This window comes from Bacillota bacterium, assembly GCA_013178125.1.
Taxonomy (GTDB): domain Bacteria; phylum Bacillota; class SHA-98; order Ch115; family JABLXJ01; genus JABLXL01.
In genome coordinates this window covers 199,155-217,995 of the sequence record JABLXJ010000002.1, presented here as the reverse complement: position 1 = coordinate 217,995, position 18,841 = coordinate 199,155, and the positions used below count along the sequence as shown (strand labels likewise).

The window sequence follows — 18,841 nt, the reverse complement described above, 5'->3', positions numbered from 1 at the left end:
CATCTTTACGTGGGACCTAAACCGAGGAATAAACATGGAAATCCAAAGCACCCAGGGCCTCGACCGCGTAACGCGAGGTCAACACGAAGAACACCAGAGCTCCACCAACCAGCCCGAGAACAGCATAATAATAATCGATCTCGCGGCTCAGCACAAACCCCAGAAGCATGTCCGCCCCTGAGGCATACAGAACCGCCCTCACTACCGGCTCAGGCCGCGAGAGCGAAAATAGATACAAGGAGTTGAGCAGGCCGGCAGCTATAAGCGCATAACTAACCACCCCCCAGGCGAATACAAAGTAGGTCACCCTGTTCTGGAAAAGATGAAGGTCGAGCAACCTGTAAGCATCGATGAGCCTCATCCCGAAATATACCGCGATTCCGCTCGCCCCGGCTGTTGCAGCATAAAGCGCCATCTGCCTGCGGTAAGTGCTCACGTAGATCTGATTGAACCTTGTAGAATCCCGGGCGAGAAAGGATTTCTGCCTGGCTGTAAGATTCATCCAAAAGTTATTGATCAAAACTTCAACCACGCCCATGGGCAAGATCAAGGTCAAAAGCGCCCAATCGAGGCCCAGCTCGTACTCGCCTCGGAACCAGATCACATAGGGCATGAAGAGGCTGTTTGCCGACCAGGCTATAACCCGGTCGATGTATATGAAGCCGAAATAGAGGAGGCCATATATAAAATACGGGATAACCGTATACACCACCAGCGACATGCGGGGCACCGGTGCAAGCTCCACACCCTGCTCGGCCCGACGCTCATGCTGATGGAAGAGCCATGCTGCCATCGCAAAAATGAGGAGTGCTGTTATCGTTAGACCTATCGCTTGAGAAAGCATGATATCAAGCCTAAATAATTCGTGCAACAGAATCACTGTTATCATTCCAATCACGGTTATACCAGTAAATAGAAGTTCGTGCCTGAGCATATATAGCACCGTTGTGGTGAGCCATATGCATGATAGAAAAAAATAATAAATCAGGATGTAAGACATCATCTTCAGAGGAAATATCTCAAATACGAGATTAAAGGCAAGGGCCGCAAGCGCCGCAAGAATTATCACAATAAGCCCCACCCGGATCATCAGGAAAGAGAAACGCCTTGCCAGGTTGTACTCGTTTTGACCGATATACATCAGACCACGGCGGGCAATAGCCTGAGTAAATCCGCCTGTAACAAGAAAACTCAAGATGGTGCCGATAGCTATGGCTGTAGCGATCTCCACTGAAAAATACTGGTAGGACCAAAGGGAATATCTTATAGTCAACATGGCGAAGATCGAAACCGCCATCGGCATGGCGAACATGATGCCTCGGAGGTAACTCTTGATAAAATCCCAGAGAATAATAAAAAAGGGGAATCGCTTCTCCCGGACAACCGGCTTCGTTATCACGTTTTTCCTGCAGAGATCCAATACATCTTTGGCGAGTTCGAATACATTGTCGTATCCGAAAACGCTCCTCGCCTGGCTGTCTGTCCAGCCCATACTCTCGAGAAGCGCCGCAACTTCGTAAAAGTCCCTCGGCGACCTGCTCTTTTCCATAACCTCCGTGGCCAAACCGCCGAGCGATTCTCGTTCCCCCACCATCGCGACCCCTCACAAAAATCCCACGAATTCTTCCGGCTATGAAATGTTCTGTTTGACAGTAGGGTCGGCCTCTATCTCGTCCGGGCTCATACCCGGCATCACCATGTGAACGATAAGTTCGGCCAGCTTGCCCTGAGCCCTGGCTTTCTCCACGACCTCCTGGGTGATCTCGTCTCCTTTGGCCACGATCGACACACCGTCATCTCCCACAAGGTCTCTGCCCGCTATCTTGCCCACCACATACCGCATCTCCTTTTTCTCGATATCTTGTCTGACACGGCTCGAAGGTTCGCGATTTTCCTTCTTATCGGGTGGTGCCTGATCGGGTGGTGCCTGAGCTCCATACACTTCGAGATCCAAGCTGGGAAGCCCCTCAAGTAGGGAAGAAGTCACAATAAGACGGTCAGACCGCATCGCCAGCACGCATGACGCTGGGATAACAGAACCGTCCGGGACAGAGCCTGGAATAGCGCTTCCCGTAATCTCGTAGCCGATCGTAGTCCCGCTCACCCCATCAAGGACCAGATTTGATACCTGTCCCACTGGTGTGCCGTCCTGAGCCACCATTTTTAGGTTTTGGGGGGCGACGTTGACTCGCAAGAATCCGTCCCGGCCCCTGGTCACAAAGGTATCCTCCGCATTCCCTCCGGCAAGAATCCGCCCTGCTACCTTGACTGGTGCCGAAGGTAGGGATGTAGCATCGTTTGCCTTTGAAGCCGCCTGATCCAGGAATGACCGAATAGAATCCACCAACTTCTCGAATTCCTGCCTTGATTTGTCTATCTGAATTGAGAGGGTAGCGAGATATGCCTTATGCGTCTGGACCTCTCTCTCTGCTGCCGCGATTATCTGTTCAGCCTTGTACCTGGCCATCTCCTCCAGGTACTGCGCAGATCTAAGAGCATTTGCGTGGGCTGCAAGGGCAGCCTCCCTCTTAGTCTCATACGCCGATACCTTATCCAAAGCCATGCTAACTTCCCTTGATAAACGCTGATTTTCAGACAAAGAAGCACCCTTCCGAGCTCCAAGCTCATCGAGCTCTTGTCTGTATCTAGCCAAAAGCTCCGCAATATGTTTATCTACCTGGGTCACATTATACCCCAGGAACCATTTACGGAGTCCTCCGCAAGACATCCTCCCCCACCCCACAAGGGAATCAATCTTCCTTTAATTTGGCCCCGGCCTCAAAGATCGACCCCTCATCCTCCGTAAAACGTGCATCATGGACAGAAAGCGAAGCCTTGTAATCATCGAGCATACGCATGAAATCCTTCTTAAACTCCTCAACGCGGGCATTGATATCCCTCAACTCTGTCCTCCTAATGGCTATCTCAGCCATTATCTCCTCCTTTATCCTCTCTGCCCCTTCCCTGGCCTCCCGCTCGATGGCAGCGGCCCTGACCTGGGCATCTACAAGAACCTGGGCTATAACTTGCTCCTGTTCCTGGTACTTTGCCAGTTGAGCCTCTAACTCCGCCAGTTTTGCGGCAAGCGCTTCGTTTTGAGCTATAAGCTCCCTATTTTTGGTAATAAGTTCCTCTCTCTTAGCCTCGAAATCGCGTCTCAACTGGGAGAGGTATTCATGGACATGGGCCCTCCGATACCCCCAAAAAGCAGTATGAAAACGAATTTGCTCTTCCACGCGCAACTCTCCCTTACAATTCTTACGCGACAAGACCTCTTTCAAGAACTGATGCCATGGCCTCCGCCTTCTCCAACTCGTTAATGGCTTGTGGGAATAGCCCCAACTCATTATATGCTCGAGATATCTCAACAAGCAATACGGGAACGGCGGGACTATTAACGTCTACCTCGATAGCCTGACGAAACTGACCTATGGCCTTTTGCCACATGCCTGCCTCCGCAAAAGCATAACCCCTCTGGGCATACAGCACCTGCCACCTCCGGAGGTCAACCACAAGCATTCTGGCACCCTGACGCTCGTAAAGCGTCATATAGGACTCGAGATAGAGATCTATTGCCCTTGAAATAGAAAAATAGGTTAAAGCCTTATTACGCGCTTCATCAGCCAGCGTAGCCCTTAATTTGTCGTCCAGCAGAAGCTTTATCAAGGCGGCTGCCAGGTCCTCGGGCTTACGGGGCCTCACCAGGAGGCCGCAGCCTTCCAGTGCCTCCTTGACCCCGCCCACATCGGTAGCCACCACAGCCTTTCCTGACATCATCGCCTCGATAACCGAGTAGGGGAACGCCTCTGAGATGCTGGAAAGGGCTACCACATCACCAGACCTGTAAGCCGAGACTACATCATCGGTATGGCCCGCGAATATCACCGTCTCCTTGAGCCCTAGCGACTCTCTGAGGTTAAGGCATTTCTCGTAGTACGAGGGAACACTTACGCTTCCATATATTATAAAGCGGACATCCGGAATATGCTCCCGGACAATGGCCGCTGCTCGAATCAGCGTCTCCATATCTTTTATGGGGTCCACACGAGCCACCGTGACTACCGTAGGATTCGACCTCGGGGTCAAAACCGGAGGCGTCTTTGCAAACACCGCCGGGTCTACGCCGTTATATATCACCTTGATCCGTTCCTGTGGAACACCCATCTCCCGTTCCCAGCGGCTATTATAGGCACAGACCGGCGATACCTGGTCAGCGAGATCATAACTCACTTTGACCACGGAAGTTACAAGATTGATCAGGAAGTTTTTGCTGTATGAAGACATGTTTTGCCGCGCCACCGATATGTACTGCTCGCGGAGGTACACGCCGTGTTCCGTCAAAAGGAAGGGCGTGCCGCTTTCGAGCTTAGCGAGCACGCAGGGTATACCACAAATGGCGGCAGCCGCCGAATGAGCCACATCCACCCTAGGCACAGGGGTGTTGAGCACTATAAAAAAACGATAAATCCACCCCATGCTCTGGATGAGGTCGAAGATATTGGGCATTTCAAGCCCGTCCTGGCCTTGCTGTGCCCTTACGATTATCATTTGCTTAAAGGCATCCCAGAGAATCTGGGACTTGAGTGTGCGATGGTAGTCGTACTCACGGAAATACCTGTACATCTCATGCAGTGTCCGGCCCAATTTCTTACCGCTCTTAAGGGGCGAGAGAATCTCCTCCACCATATCCCTGAAGAGTGGCAAGAAATGCTCCCTCACCACCTCCTCATTTGTCCGGCGCTTGGCCAGATACACCTGGGAGAATGGGATATCTGTAAGATGCTCGCTCGGCTCCTCGGTGCCCCATAAAGGCACCTTAACCAGCTTGCATCTGGGAGGGAGTTCAAATTTCTGTCGGACAAAAGGGTTCATCAGGATGCTATAAACCACGAAGTCTACGGAGGAGAGACACTTGATCAAAATATCACACCAGGTGCTAACCCCTCCCCTATGAAATGGATAAGTCCCTTCCGTGGCCAGCATCACCTTGATACTCTTGGACAATCGGCCATCGCTTCCATTTTTTCTTAAAATTATAGTAATTATACCATATCACAGATAGCTTCCCTTGTCAATGCACTGAGGCTACACTCTTGCGTAGCTCGCATGGGTCCGGCCCCCATCCCCGCGGGGGCATCCTCCCGGATGGAAGTGACAAAATACCCGCCTTGATTCCTATCCACCTCACCTGGCTCCCCTCAGCCCGATCAGCCTGGAAGCCTGGCGAGCCGGCGGAATTCCTCCCTGTCCAGCGCCCGCGCAAGCGCCTCCTCACCGCTGATTATCCCCTTGTCCTGCAACGCCCTCAGGGCCGAGTCCATCGTTTGCATGCCAAACCTCGCCCCCGTCTGGATCATCGACCTTATCTGGTGGGTCTTCCCCTCGCGGATAAGGCTTCGTATGGCAGGCGTAGCCACCATGACCTCAACCGCCGCCGCTCGCCCACAGCCGTCAGCGCGCGGCACGAGCTGCTGCGCTATTATGGCCACAAGGGTCCCAGCCAACTGGATGCGAACCTGTTGCTGCTGGTAAGGTGGGAATACATCAATGATCCTATCGATCGTCTGCACGCTATCGCCCGTGTGAAGGGCGGCAAAGACGAGATGACCGGTCTCTGCCGCCATGATGGCGGTGCTGATCGTCTCGAGATCCCGCATCTCCCCGACCATTATGACATCAGGATCCTCGCGAAGGGCGGCTCTCAGGCCGGCCGCAAAGGACTGCGAGTCCGAGCCGATCTCGCGCTGGTTTACTATGGACTTGCCATGCCGGTACAGATATTCGATGGGATCCTCGAGCGTAACTATATGGCAGCTCCTCTGGGAATTTATGAAATCTATCATGGCTGCAAGGGTCGTGGACCTCCCGCTGCCCGTCGGGCCCGTGACGAGAATGAAGCCACGGTTCATCTGGCACAGGTCCTTTACGACCGGTGGGAGCCCCAGCTCCTCTATCCCGAGAATTCGCCAGGGAATTACCCGTATGGCCGCGGCCGCCGCGCCGCGCTGGCGGTAGATATTCACGCGGAACCTGCCCACGCCGTGTATTCCGTAGGAGAAGTCTACCTCGCCTTTTTCGCGGAACCTGGCTCGCGCCTCCTCGGGCATGATGCCCGATGTCAGATTCTCTGCATCCTCAAAGGAGAGAGGCCTGGCGCCATCGACCGGGACGAGCCGACCCGCCACACGCAACATGGGAGGGACGCCGGTTGTGAGGTGCAGGTCCGAGGCATCGTGCCGGACGGCGATCTCGAGGAGCTTGTCCATCTCCAGCTTACCTGTCTCCACGTCTACGTTGGTGCTCATAAATCTTTGCCCCTTCTACGCTAAAACTCAAATCAGGTGGCGAGGAACTCGCCCAGCCTGTATCTCTTCCCGTTTCCTATCACGTTTCCCATCGCCGCAAATGCCACGCCTCAAACCTCGCTCTTGGAGGCTACATCTTTCGTCACGATTCTACTTCCATTTTTATTCTACCTAACCCAAGAAAATCCTCTATAAGATTGAGGAAAATGATTCTAAAATTTAAAAAACGGGGCCTTTTGGCCCCGGCTCGCCACCTGGCACGACATTTATCGACACAACGTTGAACCCCGCGCTCACGTGGCAGGCGCGCTATGTACTAATTGGCTTAGATCTCGCCCGCATAAGCTGCGCCACGGCGTCGAGCACCCTCTCCGCAACCTGTCGCTTCGGTAAGAGGGGCACCTCCTCGATGGACCCATCCTTCTTAATGATAGTTACGGCGTTGGTTTCAGCGTTGAAGCCCGCATCTTCCTTCGAGACATCGTTTGCGATGATCATATCCAAGTTCTTGCGGGCGAGCTTATCCCTGGCAGACTCCACCACATCCCGGGTCTCAGCCGCAAAGCCAACCAGGAGCCTGCCGCCCTTTCGCCTGCCGAGCTCGCCCAGGATATCCGGGGTCCTTTCCAGCTCCAGGACCAGGGGCCCGTCGCCCTTCTTGATCTTCTGCTCAGACACCCGGGCCGGCCTGTAGTCGGCGACGGCGGCCGCCTTGATCACGACATCGGAGCCCTCAAACCTGGCCATCACGGCCTCAAACATCTCCTGGGCTGAACGCACGCGCACGAAATCCACGCCGCCCGGCTCGGGCAGGCAAGTCGGGCCGCTTATGAGACACACCCTGGCTCCCCTGTCGCGCGCGGCTTGGGCCAGGGCGTATCCCATCTTACCCGACGACCTGTTGGTAATGTACCTAACAGGGTCCAGCGCCTCCTGGGTCGGGCCTGCGGTGATGAGGACCCTGATGCCATCCAGGTCGCGAGCCCGCCCGCCGGGCGAGCTATTCGACAGGATGTGACAGATCCTCTCGAGAATCTCGCCGGGCTCGGGCATCCTCCCCTTGCCTACGTCGCCGCACGCGAGGTCGCCCTTCGCCGGCTCCATGATGATATAGCCGAGGTCTGCGAGCTTCCTGAGATTGCCCTGAACGACCGGATTCAGGAACATCTGGGTATTCATGGATGGCGCCAGGAGCACAGGCGCCCGCGTCGCCGTGGCCATAATGGTCGTCGTGAGCATATCATCGGCGATCCCCGACGCGATCTTCCCGACACAGTTGGCCGTAGCAGGCGCGACCACCATGATGTCAGCCTTCCGGGCGAGGGAGATGTGCATGACGTTCCAAGCGCCCGGCTCACTGAACATGTCGGTTATCACGGGGTTCAGTGAAAGGGTCCTGAAGGTGAGCGGCGATACAAATCTCTGTGCAGCCTCCGTCATGATGACGTGAACCTCGGCCTCGAGCTTTACGAGCCTGCGCACCAGCTCCGCGGCCTTGTACGCGGCTATCCCGCCGGTAACGCCCAGGACTACGACCTTCCCGCTGATAGAGCTGGTGATAGATCTGGTGGAGCCGCCGGCCTCCCTGCCGCCGCCCGCGCTGGCGCTATTTATGACAACATCCATGCTAACCCCTCCCACCCCGGCCCCTGCCGGCTCTCCTAAAATTCTGGCGGCCACTTGCCTGGCCGCCAGAATTCCTCTATCCCTTGTTTCTACTTTATTCCCGATTTAGTCCTCTCGTACTTGACCTTCCCCTCATATATCTCCTCGAGGGCGACCGTTACAGGCTTATCCGTGCCGGAATTGACGAGTGGTTTTTTCCCCTCCATCAACTGCCGCGCACGTTTCGCTGCGGCCACGACCAGGGTATAGCGACTATCTACCTTGTCGAAGAGTTTATCAAGTGAAGGGTGCATCATGGTCTATCTTATCCCTCCCAAGCTGACGTGGCCAACGGGCAGGCACCCATTCGTACCTCTTTACCCTGAGACGTTCAGCCGTTATCACCGCCGCAAGCTTCCGAGCCGCCTCCTCAATTGTATCGTTCACAATAACATAGTCGTACTCGGTCACGGCCTTCAGCTCATCATAGGCCGAACGCAACCTCAGTTCGATAGATTCCCGGGAGTCCCTGGATCGCCTCATTATGCGCCGCCTGAGCTCGTCCAGGGAAGGTGGCAGGAGGAAGATAAAAACGCCATTGGGCCACCTGGCCCGCACCTGTCGAGCCCCCTGGATATCAATATCAAGGATCACATCGAGCCCCGACCCTACATTCTCCTCTATCGGTCTCCGGGGAGTCCCATAGCGATGGCCATAGACGGTAGCCCATTCTAGCAGATCATCGTTCTTTATCATCTCATCAAAACGTTCGGGGGTCACGAAATAATAATCCCTTCCATCGATCTCCCCGGGACCCTGAGGCCTTGTCGTGGCCGAGACCGAATACCTGATACCCGGCAAGACCCTGAGGATCTCGTTTACCAGGGTATTCTTTCCCGACCCGGACGGCCCGGATAGTACAATCAGGAAACCCTGGCTCCTCTTGAGTCCCCCTTCTCCTGTCTCTGTCTTGTTCATTCCGGCTACCACATCACCCTACTCTCCGCCATCGGCAGCATCTTTGCCCGTTAACCTGTGGGCAACCGTTTCGGGCTGAACAGCTGAGAGAATGACATGATCGCTGTCGGTCATCACCACAGCGCGCGTCCGCCGGCCGTAAGTGGCGTCTATAAGCATGCCACGCTCACGCGCCTCCTGGATGATCCTTTTAATTGGAGCGGATTCAGGGCTCACGATGGCGACGATCCTGTTTGCGGCGACGATATTCCCAAAGCCTATGTTGATTAGTTTTATGTCCATTCAAGTCACCTCTTTTTAACTTTACAGGCCCATTTGACGCGGCGGTCTTCATCGCTTCACTTTGCGAGCCGTTTCAGGAGAGCTTCCTTCTGCCTCACCCCAAGCCCCTGAATCCGCCGGGATTCGTGTATGCCGACCTCCTCCATGATCTTGCGAGTGCGCACCCTCCCTATCCGCGGGAGCGATTCCAAAAGGTAAGCAACTCTCATCTTGGATACCACGTCATCCTCCGGGTGATTGAGAATCTTCTCGAGGGTTATCTTGCCCTGTTTGAGGCTCTGTCTCAGCTGCGCCCTCTTGCTGCGCATCTCCTGGGCCTTTTCCAGGGCCGCCCTCTTCTCTTCCGGCGTCAATTTAGGTAAAGGCACCTTCGCCCACCTCCTAGAAATTTTCCATGGTCTCATCCAGAATCCCAGAACCTATCCAACCAGATTGAATTCCCGCCAGATTTCCGGACCCTCGCCAGGTTCTCACGCCAAGTTCTCATGTCAGGTTCTACCGCCAGGTTTTCACTCGATGTTTTGAACCTGCTCCCTCATCTTTTCGAGCTCGCTCTTGATGGCTACAACATGGCCTGAAATCTCAATGTCCAGCGCCTTCGATGCTATCGTGTTAGCCTCCCTGTTGATCTCCTGAAGCAGGAAGTCAAGCTTCCTCCCAACCGCCCCCTCAGACTCGGACTCCATGGTATTGCGAATCTGATTCACATGGCTCCCAAGGCGCACCAGTTCCTCGGCGATGCTGCTGCGCTCGGCAAACAGCACTACCTCGGCTGCGATGCGAGAGGGGTCTAAAGGCAAATCCCCTAAGAGCTCAGCGACCCTCCTTTCGAGGCGAACCCGGTATTCCTCCGCAAGCTGTGGCGCTCGTTCGCCAATTCTCTTTATACATTGCTCAATTTTCCCCGTTCTATGTATAATATCCTCATAGAGTCGCATGCCCTCCGTCGTTCTCATCGCCACGAGGGCGTCCATGGCTCTGGCCACGGCAGGCTCCATGAGCGATGCCCATAGAAACTCAATGTCAGGCGCTTTCTGCTCGCAGGAAAGAATGTCTGGAAGCATCAGGAGAAAGCTGAGATCAATATCAGCATCAAGGCCGAGGCGCGCCGCGAGATTCCTCGCGCCATCAAGATACGCCCTGGCAAGGGGTTCATTGATCTTGATATCTACGCCGGGCCATTTGCCACCGCCCTCGCCAATATCATCGTCCCCGGCCGCGCCAGGCGGACCCACCGGGTCTACCGAGCCTACTGAGATGAGGATGTCCACATGCCCGCGCTCGATCCTCGACCGGGCGAGACCTCGCACTCGATCCTCGAGGGAGGCGAACTCCCTGGGCATCCGGACCGAGATCTCACTGTACCTGTGATTGACCGAGCGCGCTTCGGCGGTGACGCGTATCCCGTCCTGGCATACGGTGCCGCACCCGTAGCCCGTCATGCTGCGTATCATCAGGATATCCACTCCTGCCCCATATTCTACTACATTTCCTGCGGGCTTAACAAGGGGTTTCCATCGAAATTCGCTTAAACTCTCAATACGGAGAGCTTTCGCACCACTATCCGTTTAACACCGCGTGCCATCACGGAAAGCGCGCTTGACCACCCTGAGAGGGTAAGCACCAGGACCCAGTCCAGGAGGCCGAGGGTGGCCGTCCTGAAGACCAGCCTCAGCGCCGGCAGGTAGATTGCAAGGAGCTGCATAGCGCACGATACCAGCACTGCCCCCGTAAGATAGGGGTTGCCTCCAAAACTCATGTCCGGGATGGACCGGGTTTCCGACCTGCACAGGAAGACGTAAAATAGCTGGGAGAGGACCAGGGTTGTAAAGGCCGCGGAACGCGAGCGGATAAGGTCCCCGCTCGAGAGGTAAAGCTCCGCCACGAAGACCGCCACCGTGCACAGGCCTATGAAGACCCCCTGGGATATGATCTTCAGGCCCAGGCCGCGGGCGAATATGCTCTCCTTCGGACTGCGCGGTTTCCGGTTCATCACTCCCGGTTCTGTGGGGTCTATCCCGAGGGCCAGGGCAGGGAGCCCATCGGTTACAAGGTTTATCCAGAGAATCTGAATGGGCAGGAGAGGCAGAGGAAGCCCGGTGAGGACGGTGAGGAGCATTGTGAGAACCTCACCCACGTTGCATGCGAGGAGATACCGTATGAATTTCCTTATATTATCGTAAATAGCCCTCCCTTCTTCTATGGCCGCAACTATAGTCGCATAATTATCATCAGCGAGAATCATCGACGACGCCTCCTTGGCAACGTCGGTGCCCGAACGCCCCATAGCGATCCCTATATCCGCCTCTTTTATGGCCGGGGCATCATTGACGCCATCGCCCGTCATCGCGACGATCTCGCCACGCCGCTTCAGCGAACGGACGATCCTGAGCTTGTGTCTCGGCGCGACGCGGGCGAATACGTTTATATGATCCACCTCGCGGTCGAGCCTGGCGTCCGACATGCTTTCTAGGATTGAACCTGTTACCACCCGTCCACCATCACCATCCTCATTACCATCCCCATCCCCGAGGAGCCCGAGCTCCCTGGCGACAGCCGCCGCGGTCCCTTCGTGGTCGCCCGTGATCATTATGGTCCTCACGCCAGCCCGGCGGGCGGAGTCGAGGGCCTTCTTCGATTCCTCCCGCGGCGGGTCTATCATGCCAGCCAGCCCGATAAATGTAAGATCCCTCTCTATCCATTCGGCGTCCTCGAGCCCGATCTTATCAACCTTGAGTCCACGCGGCAGCACCCTGTAAGCCAGCCCGAGGACCCTCAACCCGCGGCCTGCCATCTTCATATTCTGCTCGAGCACCGCGCGGCGGGTGCCCGGTGTCAGGGGGCTCGCGGCGGCGGTATTCGATATAGCCGCGGCTGTGACCGTAACCGTGGCGGATTTCATAACGCTCGAACATAGCTCCACCAGGAAGTCGGGGGCACCCTTTACGTAGGCGACGACATCCTCACCCCTCTTGAAGACCACGGTCATCCTCTTCCGGTCTGAATCGAACGGGATCTCGCCGAGCCATTCGAGCCTGCGCGCAAGATCATCCTTCCAGAGCCCCGCCTTCGCCCCAGCGACGACAAGGGCTCCTTCCGTGGGATCACCGATCACACCCCATCGGCCCCCGGTCCCACGGCCCCTATTCCTATCCGCGCCCGCGCGCGGGTGGCCAGCGCGCGGGCGCGCCGCCTCCTCCCGGTCCCGGTTCGCGCCTCGCTTCTCCCGCCACTTGGGCCCGAGAGCGACCCCATCCCGTTCCAGCCTTGCGTTGTTGCACAGCACCCCTACCTCCAGGGCCGTCACCAGGCCGGGGTCCTTTTGAGGGTCGATAGGCCTGCCGCGCTCAGTGAATTCTCCCTTGGGGTCGTATCCTGTCCCGGAGATCTCTATCACCCGGCCCATGAGGTTTAGCTCGCATACTGTCATCTCGTTCCGGGTCAGTGTCCCGGTCTTGTCTGAGCATATAACAGTCGTGCATCCCAGGGTCTCAACAGCCATGAGCCGCCGGACTATAGCATGACGCGCGCTCATCCTCTGGACCCCTATGGCCAGGGCGATGGTCACGATGGCGGGGAGGCCCTCGGGGATCGCCGCGACGGCGAGGCTCACGCCGGCCAGGAACATAGGGATGAGGCCCTCCCCGCGCAGGATACCCATGGCCGAGATCAATACACAGATAGCAATGCAGGCCGCCACGAGCCATTTCCCGAGGTGCTCGAGCCTGCGCTGGAGCGGCGTCGTCTCATCCCGGACCTCCTGGATGAGGCCGGTGATCCTCCCTATCTCGCTGTCCATGCCGGTCGCCACCACGATCGCCCGCCCGCGTCCCCTCGTGGCCGTCGTCCCCATATAGATCATGTTGCGTCTCTCGGCGAGCTCTATAGCGGCGGGCAGCACGCCCGATGCCTGCTTCGAGCTGGGGATTGATTCACCTGTCAGAGCCGATTCATTCATCTCGAGGCTGAAGGCCTCGATAAGCCTGCAATCAGCTGCAACCCTGTCGCCAACCTCCAGGAGGAGGATATCGCCCGGCACCACCTGGGATGCTGGAACCGACTTCAAGCTGCCGTCCCGCAGGACCCTGGCCTCGGGGGCCGACAGCTCCTTCAGGGCCTCGAGCGATCGCTCAGCCCTGTATTCCTGGATGAACCCGAGGAAGGCGTTCATGAGGACTATCGTCATGATCGCAAGGGCGTCCCCCATCTCGCCGAGGGCGGCCGAGGCTGCGATGGCGCCAAGAAGCACGAGCACCATGAAGTCTGTGAATTGGCTGATTAGCATGCGGACCGGGGAGCGGTGCCGCGTCTTGCGGAGGACGTTCGGGCCGTACCTGGAGAGCCTCTTCTCTGCGTCTCGCCTTGACAGGCCACGTTCCACGTCGGTCCTGAGGGCCGCCTCTACTTCCTTAATAGTCATGGAGTGCCAGTGAAACTCTTTTCCATTTCGGGCCATTTGAGCTTACCCTCCCCTCCGGCGAGGTAGACCGCCCCGGCGTGACCTTTGTGTGAGGCGCGCCGTCTGGCGGGCCGGGGCTGTCCACCGGGCTTGTCACATCTACCATATATACATTGATATTCCCCGGCACCATCAAAAATGCCCTTGAGTTGTCTTTCAATTGTCTTTCAAAGATGGGATAGGATATAATGGAGCATGGAAGGAACATCCCGAGGACAGGAGAAGCAGTGAATGCTACATAAACTACATCAAACGAGAACAAAAAAGGGCGGGGTGAGCTATCATGGCATTTGACGGCGTCATGATGAGGGCTGTGCGCCAGGAGCTATCGGCGAGACTCACCGGGGCCAGGATCGACAGGATATACCAGCCATCACGGCATGAAATCGTAATCATCGCGAGACAGGCCGGTGAGGCGTTGCGTCTTCTCATCTCCGCTGCGGCTGAGACACCCCGCATCCACATAACAGGCGTCGCGAAGGAGAACCCCGAAAGCCCTCCCGCGTTCTGCATGCTCCTCCGGAAACACCTCGTCGACGGGAGGATAGACCGTGTCGAGCAGGTGGGCCTCGACAGGATACTCAGGATATCGGTCCGCGAGCCGGATTACTATCCGGATTACTACAGCGATAATAACTATAACGACTATGATGGCGATAGCCACGGAGACGACCAGCTCAGGGCCGCGGGCGGACCCGCTACCAGGGCCAGGACCCGGACCCTCGTGGTCGAGATAATGGGTAAACACAGCAACATCATCCTCCTGAACGGCGATGGCACGACCATAATGGATTCTATAAAACACGTCACCAGGGCGATGAGCCGGTACCGGGAGGTCCTCCCGGGCCGCCCCTACTCCCCGCCGCCTGCCGGGGACAAGAGGGACCTTCTCGGCGAGACACGGGAATCCCTTGCACGCCTCGTGGAGGAATCCTTCTCCACCGAAACCGCCGGGGTTTCCGTCAGCAGGTGGGTGATGAATACCTTCATAGGCTTCGGGCCCACGCTCGCGCGGGAGATCGTCGAGCGCGCCGGGCTTGATCCTGATGCGCCAGTCCGCGCAGCGGTCGCAGCGGCCCCAGATGCCGAGGCCCCGGATGCTGGCACCAGGGCCGGCACCGGGGCCGGGGCGGTCGAGCGCATCGCCGGGCGACTCGCTGCGTCGCTTTCAGATATGGCGGAGATTATAAAGGAGGGGCGATTCACACGGCCTACGGTCGTGGAGGACTCAGGGACCGGGAGGATCCTGGCATTTGCGCCCTTCCCCCTCATCCAGCGCCCAAATCCCGGCGACGAAGCCGCTGGCCCCCCTGCCGAAGCTGTAGCGAGGGAATTCGCAAGCATCTCGGAGATGCTCGACTACGTCTACACCCCCCGGGACATACAGATCTCCCTGGCCGAGGCAAAGAGCCGCCTGGTGAGGGTGATCGAAGGCAACCTCTCCCGGGCCCGGCGGAAGCTCGACCGCCAAGAGGAGGCCCTGTGCGATGCCGAGAACGCCGAGAGCTACAAGCTCATGGGGGAGCTCATCAAGGCGAATATGGGGGTTTTGAAGAAGGGAGATACAGAAGCCCGGGTCATAAACTACTTCGACCCGGAGCTCAAACCCGTAAAGATAGAGCTCGACCCGGCGCTGGCGCCGAGCGAGAATGCTCAGGCATATTTCGCGAAGTACGCCAAGGCCAAGAGGAGCCTCGAGGTGACAAGGGAGCAAAGGGACAGGACTAAGAGCGACATCGAATACCTGGAACAGGTGGCGCTGACCCTTGAGCAGGCGCAATCGCTGGATGCGGTCGATGAAATCAGGGAAGAGCTCATTGCCTCAGGCTATGCGGAAGGCCTGCCGGATGGGGTTCAGGACGGACGGCGCGCCCGGCAGGACGGGCATGCCCGGGACGTGCGGGCCCGCAACCGGAGCCGCCGGGCGGGCCCCGTGGCGGCCGCAAACAGGCCCCGCCCCATGCGGTTCAAGTCCGAGGACGGCTACGAGATACTCGTGGGGCGCAATAATCGCGAAAACGACTTCCTGACGATGAGGCAGGCAGCCCCGGATGATATCTGGCTCCATGCAAAGGGCATACCGGGCGCGCACGTCATAATCCGCGCCGATGATAAGGGGAATGTATCAGAGAGAGCGCTCCTCGACGCGGCCGGGCTCGCGGCGTATTTTAGCAAGGGGAGGCAGAGCACAAACGTGGATATCGACTACACACGGCGCCGCTACGTCCGGAAGCCCAGGGGCGCGAAACCGGGCATGGTGATATACGAAAGGCAGCAGACGCTCGCGGTCCCACCGCGCCTCATGCCCTCCGCGCCCGATCATGATAACGGCTAGGACGGCTAGCACTTAGAGGACTATGCTACGGGGTGAGCCGGTCCCTGTCGCGCGGGAAGAGGGATGCCTCCCTCACATTGCCGAGGCCCATGAGCCTCGCTGTAATGCGTTCGAGCCCGATCGCAAGCCCTCCGTGGGGCGGCATGCCGTGGGTGAATGCCTTGAGATAGTGCTCAAACGTCGCGGGATCGAGGCCCCGGGCCTTGATGCTCTCCACCAGCATGTCATGCTTGTGTATCCGCTGCCCGCCGGTGGTCACCTCGAGCCCCCTGAAAAGGAGGTCAAAGCTCCGGCTCAGCTTCGGGTCATCCCTATCCGGCATGGCGTACATGGGCCGTGCGCTCCGCGGGAAATGCGTAACGAAAACAAACTCCGATCCCAGTCTCTCAGCGCAATAGTCGCATATGAGGCGCTCGCTCTCCGGGTCGAGGTCGCTCCGGCGCGAGAGATCAAGGCCGTGTTCATCCCTGAGTATCGCCACGACCTCGCTGAAGCGCAGGCGCGGTATGCACGCCCCCGGCGGAAGCACGGGGATCTTCGCCCCGCAGGCATCGAAATCGGCCTTGCGCGTCCGCTCCAACTCGGATAGGAGGGACCTTATGAACCCCTCCTCCACATCCATCACATCGCCCTCGTCTTTGATGAAGCCCATCTCCAGGTCGAGGCTGACGTACTCGTTGAGATGGCGCGAGGTGTTGTGCTCCTCGGCCCGGTAGGCGTGCCCCACCTCGAATACACGCTCGAAACCGGCCCCCACAGCCATCTGCTTGTAAAATTGGGGGCTCTGGGCCAGAAATGCCCTCCTGCCGAAATAATCGACGGGGAAGAGGGCCGACCCTCCCTCGGTGCCGGACGCCACGATCTTGGGGGTGAAAACCTCGATGAATCCCTGGCTCCCGAGGTATTCCCTGAAGATGCGCACGATCTCGGCCGCCACGCGGAATATCGCCTGGGAGGTCGCGTGGCGCAGGCTGATCACCCTGTTATCGAGCTGGACGTCGAGGCCGGCATTGATCCCGTTCTTGTTTATCTCGAAAGGTATATTCTCGATGGCGGGGTTTATAACCTCAACCCCGGCTACTTCGACCTCGACCCCGCCCGGGGCCCGGCCATCGGCGCGGACCTTGCCGCGAACCCTCACAACCGACTCAGTCGGGAGCCCGTCTATCTCATCCGCGCACCCGCAGGCATCGCCAACACACTGTACAATCCCGGTCCTATCCCGCAGGATCAAAAATGAAAGGCCGCCCAGCGACCTGACATTATGAACCCAGCCCTCGAGCACCACATCCCTGCCTATGTAATTTGCAGTATCCCCTGCCAGAATCCTCTCCATCGTTCCCGTCGCTGTCCTTGCTGCTTTTATCGTTTCCAGAGTCTCTGATGTTTCCACCGCTGCCACCTCTTTCGCCTTGTGAACCATTTTACCACAAGGCGAGACAACCCTACAAGTGTAGGTATACAATCGTAGGGGGTTTTTTAAAACTTTTTCCGGCCTGCTATCCGGTCCCGGTGCGCGCCTGCGCGCCAGCCGATATCCCTGCGGTAATAGGCGCCCTCAAACCCAACCCTCTCGCATGCCTCATAGGCGCGCGCCACTGCGTCACCCACGCAGTCGCCCAGTGCAGTGATGTCGAGGACCCTGCCGCCTGCCGTGACGAGCCTGCCCCCTGCGAGCTTCGTGCTGGCGTGAAATGCCACGACGCCCTCAAGGCCCTCGAGCTGTTCAAGGCCCCTAATCTCCTTGCCCGTTTCGTAGCGCCCTGGATAACCGCCCGAAACGAGGACCACGCAAGCTGCCGCCCCCTTGCGCCACCTGATATCGGAGGATGCGAGTCGCCCTGCGAGCACGGCCTCGATTATCGATATGAGATCGGTCTCGAGGAGCGGGAGAACCACCTGGGCCTCGGGGTCGCCGAACCTGGCGTTGAATTCGAGAACCTTTGGGCCGTCCACCGTCAGGATCAGGCCGGCGTAGAGCACCCCTGCATATGGAGTCCCTTCCTCCGCCATGCCCCGGACGGCCGGCGCCAGGATCTCGCGGAGCACCCTCTCCCGGAGCGGTTCGCTAACTGCAGGGACTGGCGCGTATGCGCCCATCCCACCTGTATTGGGTCCGGCATCCCCATCCATGAGGCGTTTGTGGTCCTGGGACGAGACCATAGGAACCACCGTCGCGCCGTCACTAAAGGCCAGAACCGTAACCTCCTCGCCCTCTAGGAATTCCTCGATCACAACCCTGTCACCCGCCGCGCCGAAGGCCCGCTCAGCCATGATGGACCGCGCCGCGGCCTCAGCATCCTTCCTATTCTCAGCGATAATCACGCCCTTGCCGGCCGCGAGTCCATCGGCCTTCACAACCAGGGGGCGCCCGGCCTCAAACCCGGCAAAGGCGTCTATGAAGCGAAGGGCGTCATCGAGCCTGTTAAACGTCCTGTGCTCAGCGGTAGGTATGTCGTGGCGAGCCATAAAATCCTTTGCAAACGCCTTGCTCGACTCCAGCATCGCGGCCGCTCTGGTGGGACCGAAGACTGCAAGGCCCCTATGTTTGAACTCGTCCACAATTCCGGCCACGAGCGGGGCCTCGGGGCCTACGACGGTGAGATCAATATCGTGTTCGCAGGCGAAGTCGGCGAGCGCGCCCACCGAGTCACCCGGCGTTACGCACTCTGCAAGCTCAGCTATGCCGGGGTTTCCCGGCGCGCAGTATACCTTATCCACCGTTGGGCTTTGAGCTATCTTCCAGACGAGGGCGTGCTCGCGCCCGCCCCCGCCGACAACAAGGACCTTCATTGCCTGTCCCTCCAAACCAAATATCCCGCTATCCGGCCAGAATTGAGCCGGGCCCAACGCCAAACCTATCATAACAGGATAACA

The 18,841-nt window shown here is 57.9% G+C and carries 15 protein-coding genes; 1 reads left to right on the top strand and 14 read right to left on the bottom strand.

What is annotated here, in order from left to right:
• Positions 1–16: 16 nt before the first annotated feature.
• From HPY71_03265 to HPY71_03210, 12 genes are all read right to left on the bottom strand, one after another.
• Complete coding sequence (locus HPY71_03265) at positions 17–1,594, bottom strand: hypothetical protein (GenBank protein NPV52525.1); 1,578 nt, start codon at positions 1,592–1,594, stop codon at positions 17–19.
• Positions 1,595–1,630: 36 nt separating this feature from the next.
• Positions 1,631–2,728, bottom strand: a complete 1,098-nt coding sequence (locus HPY71_03260) for a hypothetical protein (GenBank protein ID NPV52524.1) — start codon at positions 2,726–2,728, stop codon at positions 1,631–1,633.
• A 22-nt stretch (positions 2,729–2,750) separates the two neighbouring features.
• Positions 2,751–3,236: a hypothetical protein gene (locus tag HPY71_03255; protein NPV52523.1), complete on the bottom strand. Its 486-nt coding sequence runs from the start codon at positions 3,234–3,236 to the stop codon at positions 2,751–2,753.
• 22 nt (positions 3,237–3,258) lie between these two features.
• Positions 3,259–5,004 (bottom strand): GT4 family glycosyltransferase PelF, encoded by a 1,746-nt coding sequence (gene pelF / locus HPY71_03250; protein ID NPV52522.1) that lies wholly within the window; start codon positions 5,002–5,004, stop codon positions 3,259–3,261.
• A 203-nt stretch (positions 5,005–5,207) separates the two neighbouring features.
• A complete protein-coding gene (locus HPY71_03245) occupies positions 5,208–6,266 on the bottom strand; it encodes a type IV pilus twitching motility protein PilT (protein NPV52521.1) in 1,059 nt (352 codons plus the stop codon).
• A gap of 348 nt (positions 6,267–6,614) precedes the next feature.
• Positions 6,615–7,931 (bottom strand): bifunctional phosphopantothenoylcysteine decarboxylase/phosphopantothenate--cysteine ligase CoaBC, encoded by a 1,317-nt coding sequence (gene coaBC, locus HPY71_03240; protein ID NPV52520.1) that lies wholly within the window; start codon positions 7,929–7,931, stop codon positions 6,615–6,617.
• Between the two features lie 89 nt (positions 7,932–8,020).
• Positions 8,021–8,227, bottom strand: a complete 207-nt coding sequence (locus HPY71_03235; protein NPV52519.1) for a DNA-directed RNA polymerase subunit omega — start codon at positions 8,225–8,227, stop codon at positions 8,021–8,023.
• On the bottom strand, positions 8,208–8,888 hold the full coding sequence (gene gmk, locus HPY71_03230) for a guanylate kinase (protein ID NPV52518.1): 681 nt from the start codon (positions 8,886–8,888) through the stop codon (positions 8,208–8,210). Before gmk ends, HPY71_03235 begins: the two co-directional genes overlap by 20 nt.
• A gap of 18 nt (positions 8,889–8,906) precedes the next feature.
• On the bottom strand, positions 8,907–9,170 hold the full coding sequence (locus HPY71_03225) for a DUF370 domain-containing protein (GenBank protein NPV52517.1): 264 nt from the start codon (positions 9,168–9,170) through the stop codon (positions 8,907–8,909).
• A gap of 56 nt (positions 9,171–9,226) precedes the next feature.
• The gene (locus tag HPY71_03220; GenBank protein ID NPV52516.1) at positions 9,227–9,538 is read right to left on the bottom strand and encodes an integration host factor; all 312 of its coding nucleotides are present in this window, start codon (positions 9,536–9,538) and stop codon (positions 9,227–9,229) included.
• A gap of 141 nt (positions 9,539–9,679) precedes the next feature.
• Complete coding sequence (locus HPY71_03215) at positions 9,680–10,624, bottom strand: YicC family protein (protein ID NPV52515.1); 945 nt, start codon at positions 10,622–10,624, stop codon at positions 9,680–9,682.
• A gap of 74 nt (positions 10,625–10,698) precedes the next feature.
• Positions 10,699–13,590 (bottom strand): cation-translocating P-type ATPase, encoded by a 2,892-nt coding sequence (locus HPY71_03210; GenBank protein NPV52514.1) that lies wholly within the window; start codon positions 13,588–13,590, stop codon positions 10,699–10,701.
• Positions 13,591–13,912: 322 nt separating this feature from the next.
• Here HPY71_03210 and HPY71_03205 point away from each other — a divergent pair, with 322 nt between their 5' ends.
• On the top strand, positions 13,913–15,964 hold the full coding sequence (locus tag HPY71_03205; protein ID NPV52513.1) for a fibronectin/fibrinogen-binding protein: 2,052 nt from the start codon (positions 13,913–13,915) through the stop codon (positions 15,962–15,964).
• Between the two features lie 25 nt (positions 15,965–15,989).
• Here the strand turns inward: HPY71_03205 and aspS are convergent, their stop codons facing one another.
• Together aspS and purD are read right to left on the bottom strand one after the other, a co-directional pair.
• Positions 15,990–17,300: an aspartate--tRNA(Asn) ligase gene (aspS, locus tag HPY71_03200; protein NPV52512.1), complete on the bottom strand. Its 1,311-nt coding sequence runs from the start codon at positions 17,298–17,300 to the stop codon at positions 15,990–15,992.
• Positions 17,301–17,443: 143 nt separating this feature from the next.
• Complete coding sequence (purD, locus tag HPY71_03195; protein ID NPV52511.1) at positions 17,444–18,757, bottom strand: phosphoribosylamine--glycine ligase; 1,314 nt, start codon at positions 18,755–18,757, stop codon at positions 17,444–17,446.
• Positions 18,758–18,841: the final 84 nt, after the last annotated feature.

Bases quoted from the DNA above. Each gene is read 5' to 3' on its own strand.
- HPY71_03225 (NPV52517.1), bottom strand. From the start codon at position 9,170: ATGGACATAAAACTAATCAACATAGGCTTTGGGAATATCGTCGCCGCA.
- HPY71_03235 (NPV52519.1), bottom strand. From the start codon at position 8,227: ATGATGCACCCTTCACTTGATAAACTCTTCGACAAGGTAGATAGTCGC.
- HPY71_03205 (NPV52513.1), top strand. From the start codon at position 13,913: ATGGCATTTGACGGCGTCATGATGAGGGCTGTGCGCCAGGAGCTATCG.
- coaBC (NPV52520.1), bottom strand. From the start codon at position 7,931: ATGGATGTTGTCATAAATAGCGCCAGCGCGGGCGGCGGCAGGGAGGCC.
- HPY71_03215 (NPV52515.1), bottom strand. From the start codon at position 10,624: ATGATACGCAGCATGACGGGCTACGGGTGCGGCACCGTATGCCAGGAC.
- purD (NPV52511.1), bottom strand. From the start codon at position 18,757: ATGAAGGTCCTTGTTGTCGGCGGGGGCGGGCGCGAGCACGCCCTCGTC.
- HPY71_03210 (NPV52514.1), bottom strand. From the start codon at position 13,590: ATGACTATTAAGGAAGTAGAGGCGGCCCTCAGGACCGACGTGGAACGT.
- HPY71_03245 (NPV52521.1), bottom strand. From the start codon at position 6,266: ATGGACAAGCTCCTCGAGATCGCCGTCCGGCACGATGCCTCGGACCTG.
- gmk (NPV52518.1), bottom strand. From the start codon at position 8,888: ATGAACAAGACAGAGACAGGAGAAGGGGGACTCAAGAGGAGCCAGGGT.
- HPY71_03260 (NPV52524.1), bottom strand. From the start codon at position 2,728: ATGTCTTGCGGAGGACTCCGTAAATGGTTCCTGGGGTATAATGTGACC.
- HPY71_03265 (NPV52525.1), bottom strand. From the start codon at position 1,594: ATGGTGGGGGAACGAGAATCGCTCGGCGGTTTGGCCACGGAGGTTATG.
- aspS (NPV52512.1), bottom strand. From the start codon at position 17,300: ATGGAGAGGATTCTGGCAGGGGATACTGCAAATTACATAGGCAGGGAT.